Origin of the sequence: Pseudomonas sp. 2VD, assembly GCF_005503585.1 — a bacterium.
Taxonomy (GTDB): Bacteria; Pseudomonadota; Gammaproteobacteria; order Pseudomonadales; family Pseudomonadaceae; genus Pseudomonas; species Pseudomonas aeruginosa.
The window spans coordinates 1-13,813 of record NZ_SCND01000144.1 but is presented as its reverse complement, the minus strand read 5'-3'; the positions used below and the strand labels follow the sequence as shown (position 1 = coordinate 13,813).

At 66.0% G+C, this 13,813-nt stretch carries 15 protein-coding genes, 1 tRNA gene and 2 pseudogenes; 7 read left to right on the top strand and 11 right to left on the bottom strand.

The window, feature by feature from the left end; genetic code table 11:
* Window positions 1–150, top strand: a pseudogene (locus FFS27_RS33625) (hypothetical protein); the annotation flags it as partial.
* On the opposite strand, the pseudogene FFS27_RS16975 reads toward FFS27_RS33625, so the two are convergent.
* The 4 genes and pseudogenes from FFS27_RS16975 to FFS27_RS16960 all read right to left on the bottom strand — a co-directional run.
* A pseudogene (locus FFS27_RS16975) lies at window positions 95–1,318 on the bottom strand (deoxyguanosinetriphosphate triphosphohydrolase); the annotation flags it as partial. The pseudogenes FFS27_RS33625 and FFS27_RS16975 overlap by 56 nt on opposite strands.
* 116 nt (window positions 1,319–1,434) lie before the next feature.
* On the bottom strand, window positions 1,435–1,758 hold the full coding sequence (locus FFS27_RS16970) for a hypothetical protein (RefSeq protein ID WP_021265014.1): 324 nt from the start codon (window positions 1,756–1,758) through the stop codon (window positions 1,435–1,437).
* Between the two features lie 13 nt (window positions 1,759–1,771).
* Window positions 1,772–2,152 carry a phage holin family protein gene (locus tag FFS27_RS16965; protein WP_003091263.1) on the bottom strand — a complete coding sequence of 127 codons (381 nt, stop codon included), beginning with the start codon at window positions 2,150–2,152 and terminating at the stop codon, window positions 1,772–1,774.
* Window positions 2,153–2,155: 3 nt separating this feature from the next.
* Window positions 2,156–2,485, bottom strand: coding sequence for a DUF883 family protein (locus FFS27_RS16960; RefSeq protein ID WP_003091262.1), 330 nt, complete (start codon window positions 2,483–2,485; stop codon window positions 2,156–2,158).
* A gap of 468 nt (window positions 2,486–2,953) precedes the next feature.
* Between FFS27_RS16960 and FFS27_RS16950 the strand changes: the two genes are divergently transcribed.
* Window positions 2,954–4,162, top strand: a complete 1,209-nt coding sequence (locus FFS27_RS16950) for an ammonium transporter (protein ID WP_023095388.1) — start codon at window positions 2,954–2,956, stop codon at window positions 4,160–4,162.
* 184 nt (window positions 4,163–4,346) lie between these two features.
* On the opposite strand, the gene opdQ is transcribed toward FFS27_RS16950, so the two are convergent.
* The 4 genes from opdQ to FFS27_RS16930 all read right to left on the bottom strand — a co-directional run bounded on the left by opdQ (window position 4,347) and on the right by FFS27_RS16930 (window position 8,192).
* Window positions 4,347–5,612 carry a porin OpdQ gene (gene opdQ, locus FFS27_RS16945; RefSeq protein WP_009313808.1) on the bottom strand — a complete coding sequence of 422 codons (1,266 nt, stop codon included), beginning with the start codon at window positions 5,610–5,612 and terminating at the stop codon, window positions 4,347–4,349.
* Window positions 5,613–5,780: 168 nt separating this feature from the next.
* Window positions 5,781–6,647, bottom strand: coding sequence for an MBL fold metallo-hydrolase (locus tag FFS27_RS16940; RefSeq protein ID WP_021265012.1), 867 nt, complete (start codon window positions 6,645–6,647; stop codon window positions 5,781–5,783).
* Complete coding sequence (locus FFS27_RS16935; RefSeq protein WP_016263268.1) at window positions 6,647–7,579, bottom strand: pyridoxamine 5'-phosphate oxidase family protein; 933 nt, start codon at window positions 7,577–7,579, stop codon at window positions 6,647–6,649. The genes FFS27_RS16940 and FFS27_RS16935 overlap by 1 nt, the downstream gene beginning before the upstream one ends.
* 16 nt (window positions 7,580–7,595) lie before the next feature.
* A complete protein-coding gene (locus FFS27_RS16930) occupies window positions 7,596–8,192 on the bottom strand; it encodes a glutathione S-transferase family protein (RefSeq protein WP_021265011.1) in 597 nt (198 codons plus the stop codon).
* Between the two features lie 165 nt (window positions 8,193–8,357).
* On the opposite strand from FFS27_RS16930, the gene FFS27_RS16925 reads away from it, so the two are divergent.
* From FFS27_RS16925 to FFS27_RS16915, 3 genes are all read left to right on the top strand, one after another.
* Complete coding sequence (locus FFS27_RS16925) at window positions 8,358–8,915, top strand: TetR/AcrR family transcriptional regulator (RefSeq protein WP_003109619.1); 558 nt, start codon at window positions 8,358–8,360, stop codon at window positions 8,913–8,915.
* Window positions 8,916–8,960: 45 nt separating this feature from the next.
* Window positions 8,961–9,200, top strand: a complete 240-nt coding sequence (locus tag FFS27_RS16920) for a glutaredoxin family protein (protein WP_003109620.1) — start codon at window positions 8,961–8,963, stop codon at window positions 9,198–9,200.
* A gap of 366 nt (window positions 9,201–9,566) precedes the next feature.
* On the top strand, window positions 9,567–10,967 hold the full coding sequence (locus FFS27_RS16915) for a cytochrome B6 (protein ID WP_137952106.1): 1,401 nt from the start codon (window positions 9,567–9,569) through the stop codon (window positions 10,965–10,967).
* A gap of 57 nt (window positions 10,968–11,024) precedes the next feature.
* Here FFS27_RS16915 and FFS27_RS16910 read toward each other — a convergent pair.
* The 3 genes from FFS27_RS16910 to mobA all read right to left on the bottom strand — a co-directional run bounded on the left by FFS27_RS16910 (window position 11,025) and on the right by mobA (window position 12,204).
* Window positions 11,025–11,101 (bottom strand) — tRNA-Pro (locus tag FFS27_RS16910).
* Between the two features lie 153 nt (window positions 11,102–11,254).
* Window positions 11,255–11,476 carry a YgdI/YgdR family lipoprotein gene (locus FFS27_RS16905; protein WP_003091247.1) on the bottom strand — a complete coding sequence of 74 codons (222 nt, stop codon included), beginning with the start codon at window positions 11,474–11,476 and terminating at the stop codon, window positions 11,255–11,257.
* A 131-nt stretch (window positions 11,477–11,607) separates the two neighbouring features.
* Window positions 11,608–12,204 (bottom strand): molybdenum cofactor guanylyltransferase MobA, encoded by a 597-nt coding sequence (gene mobA, locus FFS27_RS16900; RefSeq protein ID WP_003109495.1) that lies wholly within the window; start codon window positions 12,202–12,204, stop codon window positions 11,608–11,610.
* A 66-nt stretch (window positions 12,205–12,270) separates the two neighbouring features.
* On the opposite strand from mobA, the gene moaB reads away from it, so the two are divergent.
* Both moaB and FFS27_RS16890 read left to right on the top strand, forming a co-directional pair.
* The gene (gene moaB, locus FFS27_RS16895; RefSeq protein WP_003091240.1) at window positions 12,271–12,810 is read left to right on the top strand and encodes a molybdenum cofactor biosynthesis protein B; all 540 of its coding nucleotides are present in this window, start codon (window positions 12,271–12,273) and stop codon (window positions 12,808–12,810) included.
* On the top strand, window positions 12,807–13,813 hold a 1,007-nt coding region (locus FFS27_RS16890; protein ID WP_137952105.1), incomplete at its 3' end, for a molybdopterin molybdotransferase MoeA. The genes moaB and FFS27_RS16890, both read left to right, overlap by 4 nt.

The window sequence follows — 13,813 nt, the reverse complement described above, 5'->3', positions numbered from 1 at the left end:
GCGCTCGGGTTGTGCCTGTTCTACGTGATCGGCTCGCTGTTCTGCGGCTGGCGCCTGTACCAGTCGATCAACGACGAAAGCTCGCCGTTCAGCGCCACTGCGGGTCGGGCGCGTTGCGTCCGAGCAGGTCGAGGATGCGCCGGTTCTTGAACGACGGCGTATGCCCGCCGTATTGCTCGAGCGCGGCGCCACAGAAGGCGTTGAGGAGGATCTCCAGAGTGGTGTAGGCGCCGATCTCGTGGAGGGTCTTGCGCTTGTCCTGGAAGATCTTTTCCCGCGCGATGGCCTTGGCCCGCTGCACGCAGAGCTTGGCCGGGCCGTGCATGTGTTCCACCAGGTCGCCGGCAAGCTGCCCGGCGAGCAGGGCCTGCTGCTGGTCGACGAAGGCACGGGCGGCGGCATTGGTCAGGTGCTCGATGGCCTTGCCGCGGAGGATCGCCAGCTTGCGCCGGCGGGAGTCCCTGGGGCCGAGTTGGCGATAGGTGTCGGGCAGGTCGTCGCCGACCAGGCCGAGCAACAGCGCCTCGACCTCGCTGTATTCGAGCAGCTCCATTTCCAGGCCGTCTTCGAGGTCGATCAGGCCGTAGCAGATGTCGTCCGCCGCTTCCATCAGGTAGACCAGCGGATGGCGAGCCCAGCGCTCGTCGTCGAGTTGCGGCATTCCGAGCTTATGGGTGATCTGCTCGAGCAGCGGCAGTTCGCTCTGGTAGCAGCCGAATTTGTGCTTCTTGTAGCCCAGCGCTTCCGCGTGGCGCGAGGTCCAGGGGTACTTCAGGTAGGTGCCCAGGGTGGCGTAGGTCAACCGCGTGCCGCCGTCGAACTGGTGGTATTCCAGTTGGGTGAGGACCCGGAAGCCCTGGGCGTTGCCTTCGAAGTGGAGAAAGTCGGAACGCTCGGCGTCGCTCATTTCGTCCAGCCAGCCACGTCCGGCGGCTTGCTGGAACCAGTTGCGGATCGCGTCTTCGCCGGAGTGCCCGAACGGTGGGTTGCCGATGTCGTGGGCCAGGCAGGCCGACTGGACGATGACCCCGAGGTCGCTGGGGTCGCACCACTCGGGTAGTTCCTCGCGGAGGATCTCGCCGACCCGCATGCCCAGCGAGCGGCCGACGCAGGCGACTTCCAGGGAGTGGGTCAGGCGGGTGTGGATGTGATCGTTGCTGGAGACCGGATGGACCTGGGTCTTGCGTCCGAGGCGGCGAAACGCGCCGGAGAAGATGATCCGGTCATGGTCCTTGTGGAAGGCGCTGCGGCCCAGTTCATCGTTGCTGTGTACCGGCTTTCCGAGCCGTTCGCGGGTGAGCAGGGTCTGCCAGTCCATCGGGAATTCCAGGGATGCGCTGAGGCGATGCGGACACGCTAACGGTTTGCCTCGGCAAGCTCAATCGTCGCGTTGGGGAAACGGAGGGCGCCGACCGTTGCCGGTCGGCGCATCCTTCAACGGCCTTTCCGCGTGCGCAGGCCGAGCAACAGCGGGGCCAGGGCGACGCCCAGGCGCAGCAGACGCTGCCAGCGTCCGCCCTTGCCAAGCAGTACGCTCAGCAGTGCGGCTCCGCCGGCGCCCCAGAGCGCCGCATTGCCACCGCCGAACAGTTGCTGGCTGAGGTTGTGGCCCAGCCCCTGGGCCTGGCGGAAGGGTTGCACCAGCAGTTGGCTTTCGCGGCGCAATTGCTGGCGCTGCATTTCCAGGCGCAGGCGGATCACCGCCTTGCGCAATTCGCGACGCGACAGGCCGGTCGCGTTCACCGGTAGTTGGCTCATGCGCATTTCCTTGTCATGGCAGCAGTCGCTCGCGGTCGTTGGCCAGTTCTTCCAGGGTGGCGCTGAACGGCGAGCTTTCGTCGTTGATCGACTGGTACAGGCGCCAGCCGCAGAACAGCGAGCCGATCACGTAGAACAGGCACAACCCGAGCGCCGCTGCGAGCCGGTTGGTGTCCCAGAACACGATCAGCACCAGCAGCGACAGGCCGACCAGCAGGAGCAGGGCGAATACCAGGGCCAGCCCGGCGAACAGCAGCAGGCGCAGGGTGTTGGCCTTCTGTTCCTGCAGCTCGATGCCGAACAGCTCGACGTGACCGTGCAACAGGCCGAGGAAGGCGGCGCCGAAGCGCCGCAGGGAGGGGCGGCCGTCCGCCGGGTCCTTTCCTTCGCTCATGGCTCAGCGCCGGCTGACCAACAGGCCAAGCAGGAAGCCGACGCCGGCGGCGATGCCGATGCTCTGCCAGGGGTGTTCGCCGACGTACACCTCGGTGGCGTCCACCGCGGCCTGGCTGCGTTCGCGGACGTTGTCCTTCAGCGAGTCCTTGGTGTCGCGCAAGGTGTCGCGAGCGCGCTTGAGGCTGTCGTGGATCTTGCCGCGGATTTCTTCCGCCTGGTCGCCCGCCACGTCGGCGGTGCTTTGCAGGAGTTTCTCGGTATCGGCGACCAGTGCCTGGAATTCAGCCAACAGTTCATCCTTTGCAGCGTTTGCAGTGGTCTTGCGGGGCATGACGAGCTCCTCTGGTCATGGGGTGTGTTTTTTTCGAGCCGAGCGCGGGGCGGAAGGTTCAACCGGTGGGTAATTTCCGCGCGTTGCCGGTCGCTCCCGGCGCTCCTTTCATTAAAGACTGCCACAGCGTGCCTGTCGGCGCGGCTGCGGCGAGATGACGCCATCCGGCTGCCTCGCAACGGGGCGCGAACTGGTATGGCGCTTGCAATTCCCTGGTGCGCACGTCGGCCGGAATGCCCCTTGCGAGGGCGCCAGGCGCTCCCGGAGGGTACTTCGGGATGAACGTCCAACCCAATGAAAATCAAGGAAAGTCCGGGAGCTTTCCATGCTGCCTCAGGCACCTTGCGAAACGTCCGCCGAAGAAAAGCGGCGGTTCGCACGACGACTACTGCTTCGTCATGGTGCGTTGAAGGACGGGCGTGGGCGTTTCTGGTGCTTTCTCTCTACGCGCGAAGGCTGCCTCAATCCATGGATAACCTGAATAGTGCGGTGCAAGTCCTGATCCACGGCTCCAATACCCTGTTCATCCTGCTCGGAGCGGTGATGGTGCTGGCGATGCACGCCGGCTTCGCCTTCCTCGAGGTGGGCACCGTGCGCCTGAAGAACCAGGTCAACGCCTTGTCGAAGATCCTGTCCGACTTCGCCATCTCGGCGCTGGCCTATTTCTTCGTCGGCTACTGGATCGCCTACGGCGTGACCTTCTTCCACCCGGCGGCGGCGCTGACCGTGGACAGTGGCTATGCGCTGGTGAAGTTCTTCTTCCTGCTGACCTTCGCCGCGGCAATCCCGGCGATCATTTCCGGCGGCATCGCCGAGCGTGCCCGGTTCGGCCCGCAGTTGTGCGCCACGGCGCTGATCGTGGCCTTCGTGTACCCGTTCTTCGAAGGCTTGGTGTGGAACGGCAATTTCGGCTTGCAGGAATGGCTGAAGCTGGAGTTCGGCGCACCTTTCCACGATTTCGCCGGCTCCGTGGTGGTGCATGCGCTGGGCGGCTGGCTGGCATTGGCGGCGGTGCTATTGCTGGGCAGCCGCAACGGTCGCTATCGCGACGGCAAGCTGATGGCGATGGCGCCGTCGAGCATCCCGTTCCTGGCGTTGGGGTCGTGGATCCTGATCATCGGCTGGTTCGGCTTCAACGTGATGAGCGCCCAGACCCTCGCCGGGGTCAGCGGGCTGGTGGCGGTCAACTCCTTGCTGGCGATGGTTGGCGGCACCATGGCGTCGCTGCTGATCGGCCGCAACGACCCGGGTTTCCTGCACAACGGTCCGCTGGCCGGGTTGGTGGCGGTGTGCGCCGGTTCCGACCTGATGCATCCGATCGGCGCGCTGGCTACCGGCCTGGTGGCGGGGGCCCTGTTCGTCTGGGCGTTCACCGCGACCCAGGTGCGCTGGAAGATCGACGACGTCCTCGGTGTCTGGCCGTTGCACGGTCTTTGCGGGGTCTGGGGCGGGATTGCCTGCGGCATCTTTGGCCAGCAGGCATTGGGTGGGCTCGGCGGGGTGAGCCTGGCCAGCCAGGCGCTCGGCAGCCTGCTGGGGGTGACGGTGGCTTTCGCCGGCGGCCTGTTGGTCTATGGGCTGATGAAGGCGCTGCTGGGCATCCGCTTGAGCCAGGAGGAGGAGTACTACGGCGCGGACCTGTCGATCCACAAGATCGGCGCGATCAGCCACGAATGAGGGGGCGGACTTCCTTGGTCCGGCGGGGTATCGGCGGATAACGCCCCAGGCGCTATCCGTCCTGCACGTTGCGAGCGAGGCATCCCGCCATGAAAGAGGCCACCCAAGGGTGGCCTCTTCGTTCCGCCGCGGGGCTCTGGGGAGGGGCGGATGGCCGTAGCGCGGCTATCCGCCGGTCCTGCCGTTACCAGAGCGGCAGCGTGTAGCTGACGATCAGGCGATTTTCGTCGTAGTCGTTGGTGTAGTTGGTGCGCATGGTCGCGTTGCGCCACTTCACCCCGAGGTTCTTCAACGGGCCGCTCTGGAACACGTAGGCGATGTCCATGTCGCGTTCCCATTCCTTGCCTTCGCCCGAGGTGGTCAGCAGGTCGATGTTGTCGCCCTTGACGTAGCGGGTCATGAAGGTCAGGCCGGGAATGCCGACGCCGGCGAAGTTGTAGTCGTAGCGCGCCTGCCAGGATTTCTCGTCCTTGTTGGCGAAGTCGCCGATCTGGATGAAGTTCACCAGGTAGGGGTCGGCGCCGTTGATGTAGGCGAAGCCGGTGTCGCCGCTCATCTTCTGGTAGCCGACGCCGAAGGCGTGGTAGCCGAGGCTGTAGGTGAACATGGCGTTGAGCGCCTTGTTGTCGACGTTGCTGGAGCCGTCGTCGGTGGAGCGCGCCCAGCGGATGTCGGATTTCAGCGACTGCTTGTCGGCGATCGGCAGGGTGTGCACCAGGCCGAGGTAATGCTGCTTGTAGAAGTTGTCGAGCTTGCCGTAGTGGTAGCTGGTGCTGAGGTTGTCGGTCCACTTGTAGCTGCCGCCGGCGAAGTCGAACTTGTCCGAAGTCAGCCCGGAACGGACCACGATGTTGCGCTTGCCGCCGCCGGTGATGGTCATGTCCTCGTTGTCCGAGGAGTCGCGCTGGTTGACCTTCTTCAGGCGCCCGGCGTCGAGGGTCAGGCCGTCGATCTCCATGGAGTTCAGCGCGCCGCCCTGGAAGGTCTGTGGCAGCAGGCGGCTGTCGTTGGGCATGATCACCGGCAGCTTGGGGGTCAGGGTGCCGATCTTCAGGGTGCTCTTCGACGCCCGCAGCTTGGCGGTGATCCCTGCCTCGCCATAGTCGTCCTGGGCGCGGCCGGTCTCGCGGTCGCGCTTGAGCAGGCCGGTGCCACTGCGGTCGGGGCTGGAGTCGAGCTTCACCCCGAGCAGGCCGATGGCGTCGACGCCGAAACCGATGGTGCCTTCGGTGTAGCCGGACTCGTAGCGCAGGAGGAAGCCCTGGGCCCATTCCTCGGCCTTGGACTGGCTGGCGCCTTCCTGGCGGAAATCACGGTTGAAGTAGAAGTTGCGGAGTTCGATGCTGGCCTTGCTGTCCTTGATGAACTCGGCATGGGCCAGGGTTGGGACGGTAATGCTGGAACCCAGCGTGGCAAAAGCCACGGCACGGGCGATCGGGGTCATGCTCATTGTTATTGTCTCCTCGAGCGCTTGGGGCAGGCCGATGGCGGCGGCGTGACGCCACGTCGGCCTGTGACAGCCCGGTTACTTAAGCACTACAGGAAGACGGCCACTGTTAGACATTAGTCGAGGGTGGCCGCGAATTGGCACGAACCCTGTCTAGGACGGGCTTTCCCGCTATTCCAGCCAGTGCGGGAAGTAGCCCAGGGCGGCCTGGACCCGCGCATCGTGCGCCGGAATCACGCTCAGGCGCGGGTCGCTGCGGAGCAGCAGGCGGATCTTCGCCAGTTGCGCGAGGGTGCGCGCGGGATCGCGATCGACCAGGGCGCGGCCGGCGAAGAATTTCTGCCGCGGGCCTTCGACGCCTTCGAGTCGCCAACTGGTGTCGCCGCTGAAGAACAGCCGGCGCCCGCTGTCGAGGGTGACGAACAGACCGACCGAGCCGGGCGTATGGCCGGGCAGGGGGACCAGCACCAGGCGGCCGTCGCCAAACAGGTCGAGGCTTTCGTCGAAGCCCATGAACGGCTGCGGATCGAAGCTGTAAGGTCGCCAGTGCACGCCATGGCGGAATTGGCTGGGGAAGGCGGCCGGCGGGGTGGCGATGCGGCTGAAGGCGATCTCCTCGTAGGGTGCCCAGACCGGTACTTCGGGGAAGTCGACCAGGCCCGAGGCGTGATCCCAGTGTGCGTGGGACAGCAGGATGCGATCGACGCGGATACCGGCTGCGTCCAGTTGGTCGCGCGCCGGGACGACTTTCTGATAAGCGAACAGCGGCGCCGCCCACCAGGGCATGTCGGCGCGGAACTGGGCGTCGATGTCGCGCCCCAGGCCAGTGTCGAAGAGCAGGGTGGCGGCATGGTGCTCGATCAGCACCGCGGTATGGCTGAGCGGCACCCGGCGCACCCAGGAGCCGCCGTCGACGGTGAGCGCATCGAGGGTTTCCACTCCCGAGGTGCGCAACAGGGCGACTCGCATTTCCGCCGCCTGCACCGGCAGGACGAGGAGGGCGATCAACAACGAGGCAAGGCGATACAGGAAAGGCATCAAGATTCACCGGCAGGAAGAAAAGGGGATGGCTGGGGCTCGCCGAATGCCAGCGGCAGGCGGCCGCGCCGCCAGCGCCAGCCTGCGGGGCGCAACGCCAGCAGGCGCTCGGCGCCGGCGGGCCAGGGGATGGATGGCTGCGAACCCGGCCAGAACAGCTCGGCCTCGGCGTGCAGGTGCAGCAGGTCGCCGTTGTCGAAATCGATGAACAGGAGGCCGCAGCGAGGCTCCTGGAGCAGGTTGCCGAGGGTATTGAACAGGCGGTTGCCGGCGTAGTCGGGCAACCACAGGCGGCCATCCGCGCCGAGCCGGAGAAAGCCCGGCGGCCCGCCCCGATGGGAGACGTCGACGCCGCCCCTGAGTGGGTCGGCATGCTGGCTGGCGATGAACAGCGTATCGCTGCGCGAGACCAGCGACAGCCAGCGCGGATCGAGTCCTTCGCCCTGCAACGCGGGACTTGCGACCCTGGAGACGGGCTGATGGCTGCGCGCCTGGATGTACTTGGGACAGTTGCCGAAGGACTGCTCGACGCCGACCGTGAAACCCTTTCCGTCCCGCGCCAGGACCCGTCCATTCATGCGGTTGCGGCGGCGGGTCGGCCATTCCAGGCCGAGGATGCCGAGGCGGGTGCCGGCCTCGAGATTGGCCGCCAGCGGATCGTCCGCTTGCGGCAGGCTGTCGATGCGCAGGCGGGTCGGTTCCGGCGAACGGGCGAAGCCGGGGGGGCCCCAGAGCACCGAGGCGCTGGGGTAGCCGTCGGCGTCGAGGCTGCCCACCAGCAACAGCGGTAGCAGGGCGAAGAACTCCCGATGCTGGTCCGGCATGAAGGTGCGGATCGCGCGGCTGCCGAAGCCGGCGACCTGCTCGCGAACGCCGGCGCGTTCCTGGATCGCCAGTTCGCCGGCGTGGAAGGGGCTCTGTTCCTGGCTCATGCTGCCTCCTGTCGAGCTACAGGCCGGGCATCGGGATGTAGCCGGGCAGCGCGCGGATGCGGGCGATCCAGGCGTTCAGCGCCGGGTAGTGGTCCAGCGCCAGGCCGCCCTCGGGGGCCAGGGCCAGGTAGGGGTAGAGGGCCACGTCGGCGATGCTCGGCTGTTCGCCCTGGGCCAGCCAGCGATGCTCGGCCAGGTGCCGCTCGACCAGGCGCAGCACTTCCAGGCCTCGCTGGTGGGTCTGCTCGCGATCCAGCGGCACGTCGAAGCGGGCGATCAGCCGGGCGCTGGCCGGACCGTTCTGCACCTCGTTGGCCGAATAGCTGAGCCAGTAGGCGATTCGGCCCTGGCTGACGGGGTCGAGCGGATACCACACGGGATCGGCATGGCGTCGCGCCAGATAGACGAGGATGGCATGGGAGTCGCCCAGTTGCAGCTCGCCGTCTTCCAGCACCGGGATCTGCCCGCGGGGATTCATGCGGAGGAAGGCCTGGGTCTTGTGCTCGCGGTTGAGGAAATCGACCGGCCGCAGCGTCGCCTCGCGGCCGATGAGGGAGAGGAACAGGCGGACCTTGTAGGCGTTGCCGGAGAGATCCAGGTCATGGAGTTTCATCTGAGGGTTCCAGGCGGGTATTGGTGTCTGGATATTAGACAGACAGGTCTGTATATTTCAAGGCACGCGTTCGCCTTTTTCCGTCGGTATTCGTCCGGGGAGCGACGCAGAGCGGTTCAAGGGGGCGGCAGGGTCGCGCATAATGGGCCGCTCAGGAGGCTTTCCATGACATCCCGCAAACGCGAGCAACTGCTCAGCACCGCCGTCGACCTGTTCTATCGCGAGGGTTACCACGCCACCGGCATCGACCGCATCCTGGCCGAATCCGGGGTGGCGAAGATGACGCTGTACAAACACTTTCGCTCGAAGGACGAACTGATCATGGCCGCCCTGGAGGTGCGTCGGCAGCGCACCGCCGAACGCATGCTCGAAGCCGAGGCACGGTTGCAGCCGCGCGCGGCGATCCTGGCGGTGTTCGATGGTCTGCAGGAGTTCCTCCAGGACGAGGCGTTCCGTGGCTGTGCCTTCATCCATGCCGCCGCCGAGTTCCATGAGCGCTCGCATCCGATCCATCGCCAGGCGGCCGAGCAAAAGGCCTTCGTCGAAGCCTATTTCCAGCGCCAGCTGGAGCGCCTGGGCGTGCGTTCGGCGGCACTGCTTGCGCGGCAGTTGCAATACCTGATGGAGGGCGCCCTGGTGATGGCGCACATCCACGGGCCGGCGGACCAGGCCCGCGAGGCCCGGCAGGCGGCCGAAAGTCTGTTGCAGGTCGCTGGCATCTGAGCGCGGGTGCTACCATCGCCGCGAAACACTGCACAGGTCCTTTCGATGCCCCCGGAATGCCAACTCTTCGGAACCCTCGGTTGCCACCTCTGCGAAGTCGCGGAGGCGGTGCTGATGCCCTTCGTCGAACATGGCCTGCTGGTCGAACTGGTGGACATCGCCGACGACGAAGCCTGGGTCGAGCGCTATGGCCTGCGGATCCCGGTGCTGCGCCGCTGCGACAATGGCGCCGAGCTGAACTGGCCGTTCGAGGCCGAGCAGGTTGCAGCCTTCCTCAGCCGCTGATGCCTATTCATTCGCGCTAAGCGCGGCACCGCTGGTAACCCCGCGCTCTATGCGCAAACCGGACTGCGTTCCGCTTCCTTCCCCCATGCCGCGCGGTGCCTGGCTTCGGCGATGCTGGCGAAGCGATGCATAGGCGTTTCTCAATGGTTTTCATAGCCTGAGCCTATTGGCTCGGCAGGCTGCGTTCGGCTAGGCCTAAGGGCGATGGATAAACCCTGAGTTCCCTTCAGGACTGACTGGAAACAGCCGGGAACCCGCGTGGCGCAGGACGCGTCGCAGGTCGTTCGGTCCGCTGTCGCGGACCGCCGGGGTGTGGGGTCGGGACGACGAGGCTCGGCGTTTCCTCATAACGAAAGAGGACGCCTGATGAAAACGCCCGCCTGGACGCGCCATGCCCTCTGGGTCATGCCGCTCGCCCTGGGGCTGCAATCCGCCGTGGTCGCGGGGGATGAGCAGCCAAGCAAGACTTCCAGCTATTCGCCGGTGGTGATCAACGAGGACTTCGCCACCATCATGAAGCGCATGACGGCGAACAAGCCGTCGATCGAGCAGGCCCACAAGACGCTTCTCGAGCAGCGTTACGATCTCAGCGACAGGCCGGCCAAGGGTGCCAGCATGACGCGCGGCAAGCCGCTGCAGGAAGGGGTCCGGGTGAAGCTGCCGGCCGGCACCAGCTGGGAGGAGCTGGCCAGGCTGAGCCCCGAGGAAATCCGCAAGCAGGGGCTGTTCCCCGGTGGCTTCCTGCCGCTGCCACACCCCAACCATGCCGAAGGCGGGATGGTCTTTCCCAAGTTCCTCATCGACGAGATCAAGCGCCAGGAAAGCCGCGACCTGACCCGTTTCGACCTCGACTACGACCTGCCGGACCACTTCCTGCCTGAATTCCCGGCACCGATGTTCCTTACCACCCGGCCTGACCTAGGCGATGTGTCCAAGGGCAAGCTGGTGACCATCGACAACTATTTCGAGCTGTTCAACGGGATTCTCAATCCCAAGCAGCTGGAAGGGCTGCGCCTGCTGCTAACGGCCTTTCCGCAGCAGCAGTTCAACCTCACCGACGATCGCCGTAGCGAGCATCCGAGCCGCGGCGTGGCCTGCTTCGACTGCCATGCGAACGGCCACACAAATGCCGCTACCCACCTGGCCGGCGTGCGCCCGCAGCCGTTCCGCCACCGCATCGACACGCCGACGCTGCGCGGGGTGAACATCCAGCGGCTGTTCGGCTCGCAGAGGGCGCTGAAGACCGTCGAGGACTTCACCGAGTTCGAGCAGCGTGCCGCCTACTTCGACGGCGACCCGGTAATCGCCACCAAGAAGGGGGTGAACGTGCTCGAGCGTGGCAGTCAGGTGCATTTCATGGGTGAGTTTCAGGCGCTGCTGGACTTCCCCCCGGCACCGAAGCTGGATGTGGAGGGGCGGCTCGATCCGGGCAAGGCCAGCGAGCAGGAATTGCGTGGCGAAAAGCTGTTCTACGGCAAGGCGGCCTGCGCCGGGTGCCATGCGCCGCCTTACTTCACCGACAACCTGATGCACAACCTGAAGGTGGAGCGCTTCTACGATCCGAAACTGGTCAATGGCGTGATGGCGTCCGCCGACGGGCCGATCAAGACCTTCCCGTTGCGCGGGATCAAGGATTCGCCGCCGTACCTGCACGACGACCGCCTGCTGACCCTGGAGGACACGGTGGAGTTCTTCAACCTGGTGCTGGAGCGCAAGCTGTCCGCGGAAGAGAAGGGCGACCTGGTGGCCTACCTGCGTACCCTGTGAGAAAGACCGAATCGCAGGCAATAAAAAACCCGCCGTTGAGGCGGGTTTTTCGGGATATGGTCGGAGCGACTGGATTCGAACCAGCGACCTTCTCGTCCCGAACGAGACGCGCTACCAAGCTGCGCTACGCTCCGTTTTGTTGGGGCGCATTCTACAGAAAAAGTTTTGGTACACAAGGGGTTAGATGAACTTTTTTTCGAGCCCCGGTTTCCCCGGGCGGAAAAGCAAAGACCCCGTCGCTCGTTCGAGTCGACGGGGTCTTCAGGAAAACCTGTTACGCGACGGTATCAGAGTTCCTTGACGGTGCGGACCTGGTCCTTGTTCACGCGGGCGCGCTTGCCGTCGAGCTGTTCGAACTCGTAGAAGCCGGAATCCTCGTCATAGGAAGGGGTGTCTACGGCCTGGATTTCACGTCCGTCGTTGAGGGTGATCACGGTAGGGCTGGAACAACCCGCGAGGGCGCCGAGGCCTACGGCGAGGAGGAGGGCGGGTAGCATCCGCTTGATCATTGCGCAGTTCTCCTGTGCGGTCAGACTTTGAAGTTACGAGTTTCTGACAGACGAGTTCTAGGAAGAGTTCCCCCCTAAAAACGAGTGTTCCCCCCACCTTCGAGAAAATTCGACTCGACGTCCCTTCCGTTTTACTTCAGTTCGCGGTGATTAGCCAACAGCTCGGGGGTGTTCAGGTTGGCCAGCCGCGGATCGCCCGCGGCCAGCTCGATGGCCTCCGCGCCAAGCGGCAACAGGACGTGGCGTGGGCTACGGTCGCCCTGGCGCCAGGCGTGTTCTATCTCTTCGGCCAGGTGCGTCGGGATCAGGCTGAACAGCGGTTCCCACTGGCCGCCGCAGCGCAGCATCCAGGGGCGCGCCGGTGTGCGGCCGGCGGCCTGCAGCAGGGTTTCCAGCAAGGCGCGGTCGATGCGCGGCGCGTCGCAGGGCAGCACCAGCAGCCAGGGATGCCGGGCCACCGCCAGGCCGGCGCGGATGCCGGCGAGCGGGCCGGGGAAGTCTCGGCTGTCGTCGCTCACCAGACGGTCGGCATAGGCCGCATAGCGTTCCTGGTTGCGGTTGCAGGAGACGATCAGGTCATCGGTGAGCGGGCGCACCAGGCGATGCAGGTGGGCGATCAGGGGCAGGCCCTGCCACTCGATCAGGCCCTTGTCGCGACCGCCCATGCGCTGGCCGCGGCCTCCCGCCAGGAGAAGGATGGAGCAGGGGGGCAGGGCGCTATCGGGCATCTGGGGTCTCCGTGTCGGGCCTGTGATATAACACCGCGATCACGTCCACAAGCAAGGGCCAACCCCATGAGCCACAAGGCCGAAACGGCATTCGTGCCGTTGAACATCGCCGTCCTGACCGTCAGCGATACCCGTACCCTGGAAACCGATACCTCAGGCCAGTTGTTCGTCGACCGCCTGACCGAGGCCGGGCACAACCTGGCCGCTCGCGTGTTGCTGAAGGATGACCTGTACCGGATCCGCGCACAGGTCGCGACCTGGATCGCCGAGGACAGCGTGCAGGTCGTGCTGATCACCGGCGGCACCGGTTTCACCGGCCGCGACAGCACCCCGGAAGCGGTGGCCTGCCTGCTGGACAAGCAGGTGGACGGCTTCGGCGAGCTGTTCCGGCAGATTTCGCTGGCCGACATCGGTACCTCCACCATCCAGTCGCGGGCCCTGGCCGGGCTTTCCAACGGTACCCTGGTCTGTTGCCTGCCGGGCTCCACCAATGCCTGCCGCACTGCCTGGGAAGGCATCCTCGTCGAGCAACTGGACGCCCGTCATCGCCCGTGCAACTTCGTCCCGCACCTGAAACAGGCGGCGCCCTGCGAGAGCCGCGGGTGAGCGGCTGCTGCGAACAGCCGGGGCTGATGCCGGTCGAGACGGCGCTGGAACGGCTCCTCGAACTGGCCGCGCAAACGCCTATCGATACGTGTGAGCAGGTGCCCCTGGAGCAGGCTGGCGGCCGCGTGCTGGCGGTCGACCTGCTGGCCGGCCTGGACCTGCCGCCGTGGCCGAACAGCGCCATGGACGGCTACGCCTTGCGCCTCGCCGACTGGAACGGCGAGCCACTGCCGGTCAGCCAGAAGATCTTTGCCGGACAGGCGCCGGAGCCGCTGCAAGCGGGTACCTGTGCGCGGATCTTCACCGGTGCGCCGCTGCCGGAAGGCGCCGATCTGGTAGAGATGCAGGAAAACGCCGAAGCGCTCGACGATGGCCGCGTGCGCTTCACCCAGCCGTTGCGCGCGGGCCAGCATGTGCGCCCGCGTGGCCAGGAAATCCGCCAGGGCGACCTGGTCCTGCCGGCCGGCACGCGCCTGCGCTCCATCGAACTGGGGCTGGCGGCTTCGCTCGGCTGCGCGACCCTGGAGGTGCGACGCAAGCCGCGGGTGGCGCTGCTGTCCACCGGCGACGAGCTGGTCGAGGCGGGCCAGCCGCTGCAGGCCGGGCAGATCTACAACAGCAACCGTCCGTTGCTCAAGGATTGGCTGCAACGCCTGGGCTGCGACGTGCTCGACGCCGGTATCCTTCCCGACGACCTGGCACGTACCCGCGAGCGCCTGGCCGGGTTGGCCGGGGTGGACCTTATCCTTTCCACTGGCGGCGTATCGGTGGGCGAGGCCGACTTCCTCGGCATGGCGCTGCGCGAAGCCGGCGAGCTGACCCTCTGGAAGCTGGCGATAAAACCCGGCAAGCCGCTGACCGTCGGCCAGTTCCAGGGCATCCCGGTGATCGGCCTGCCGGGCAATCCGGCTTCAACCCTGGTCACCTTCGCCCTGCTGGCGCGTCCCTACCTGCTGCGCCGGCTCGGCGTGGCGCAGGTCGCGCCGCTGCGGGTGGAGGTACC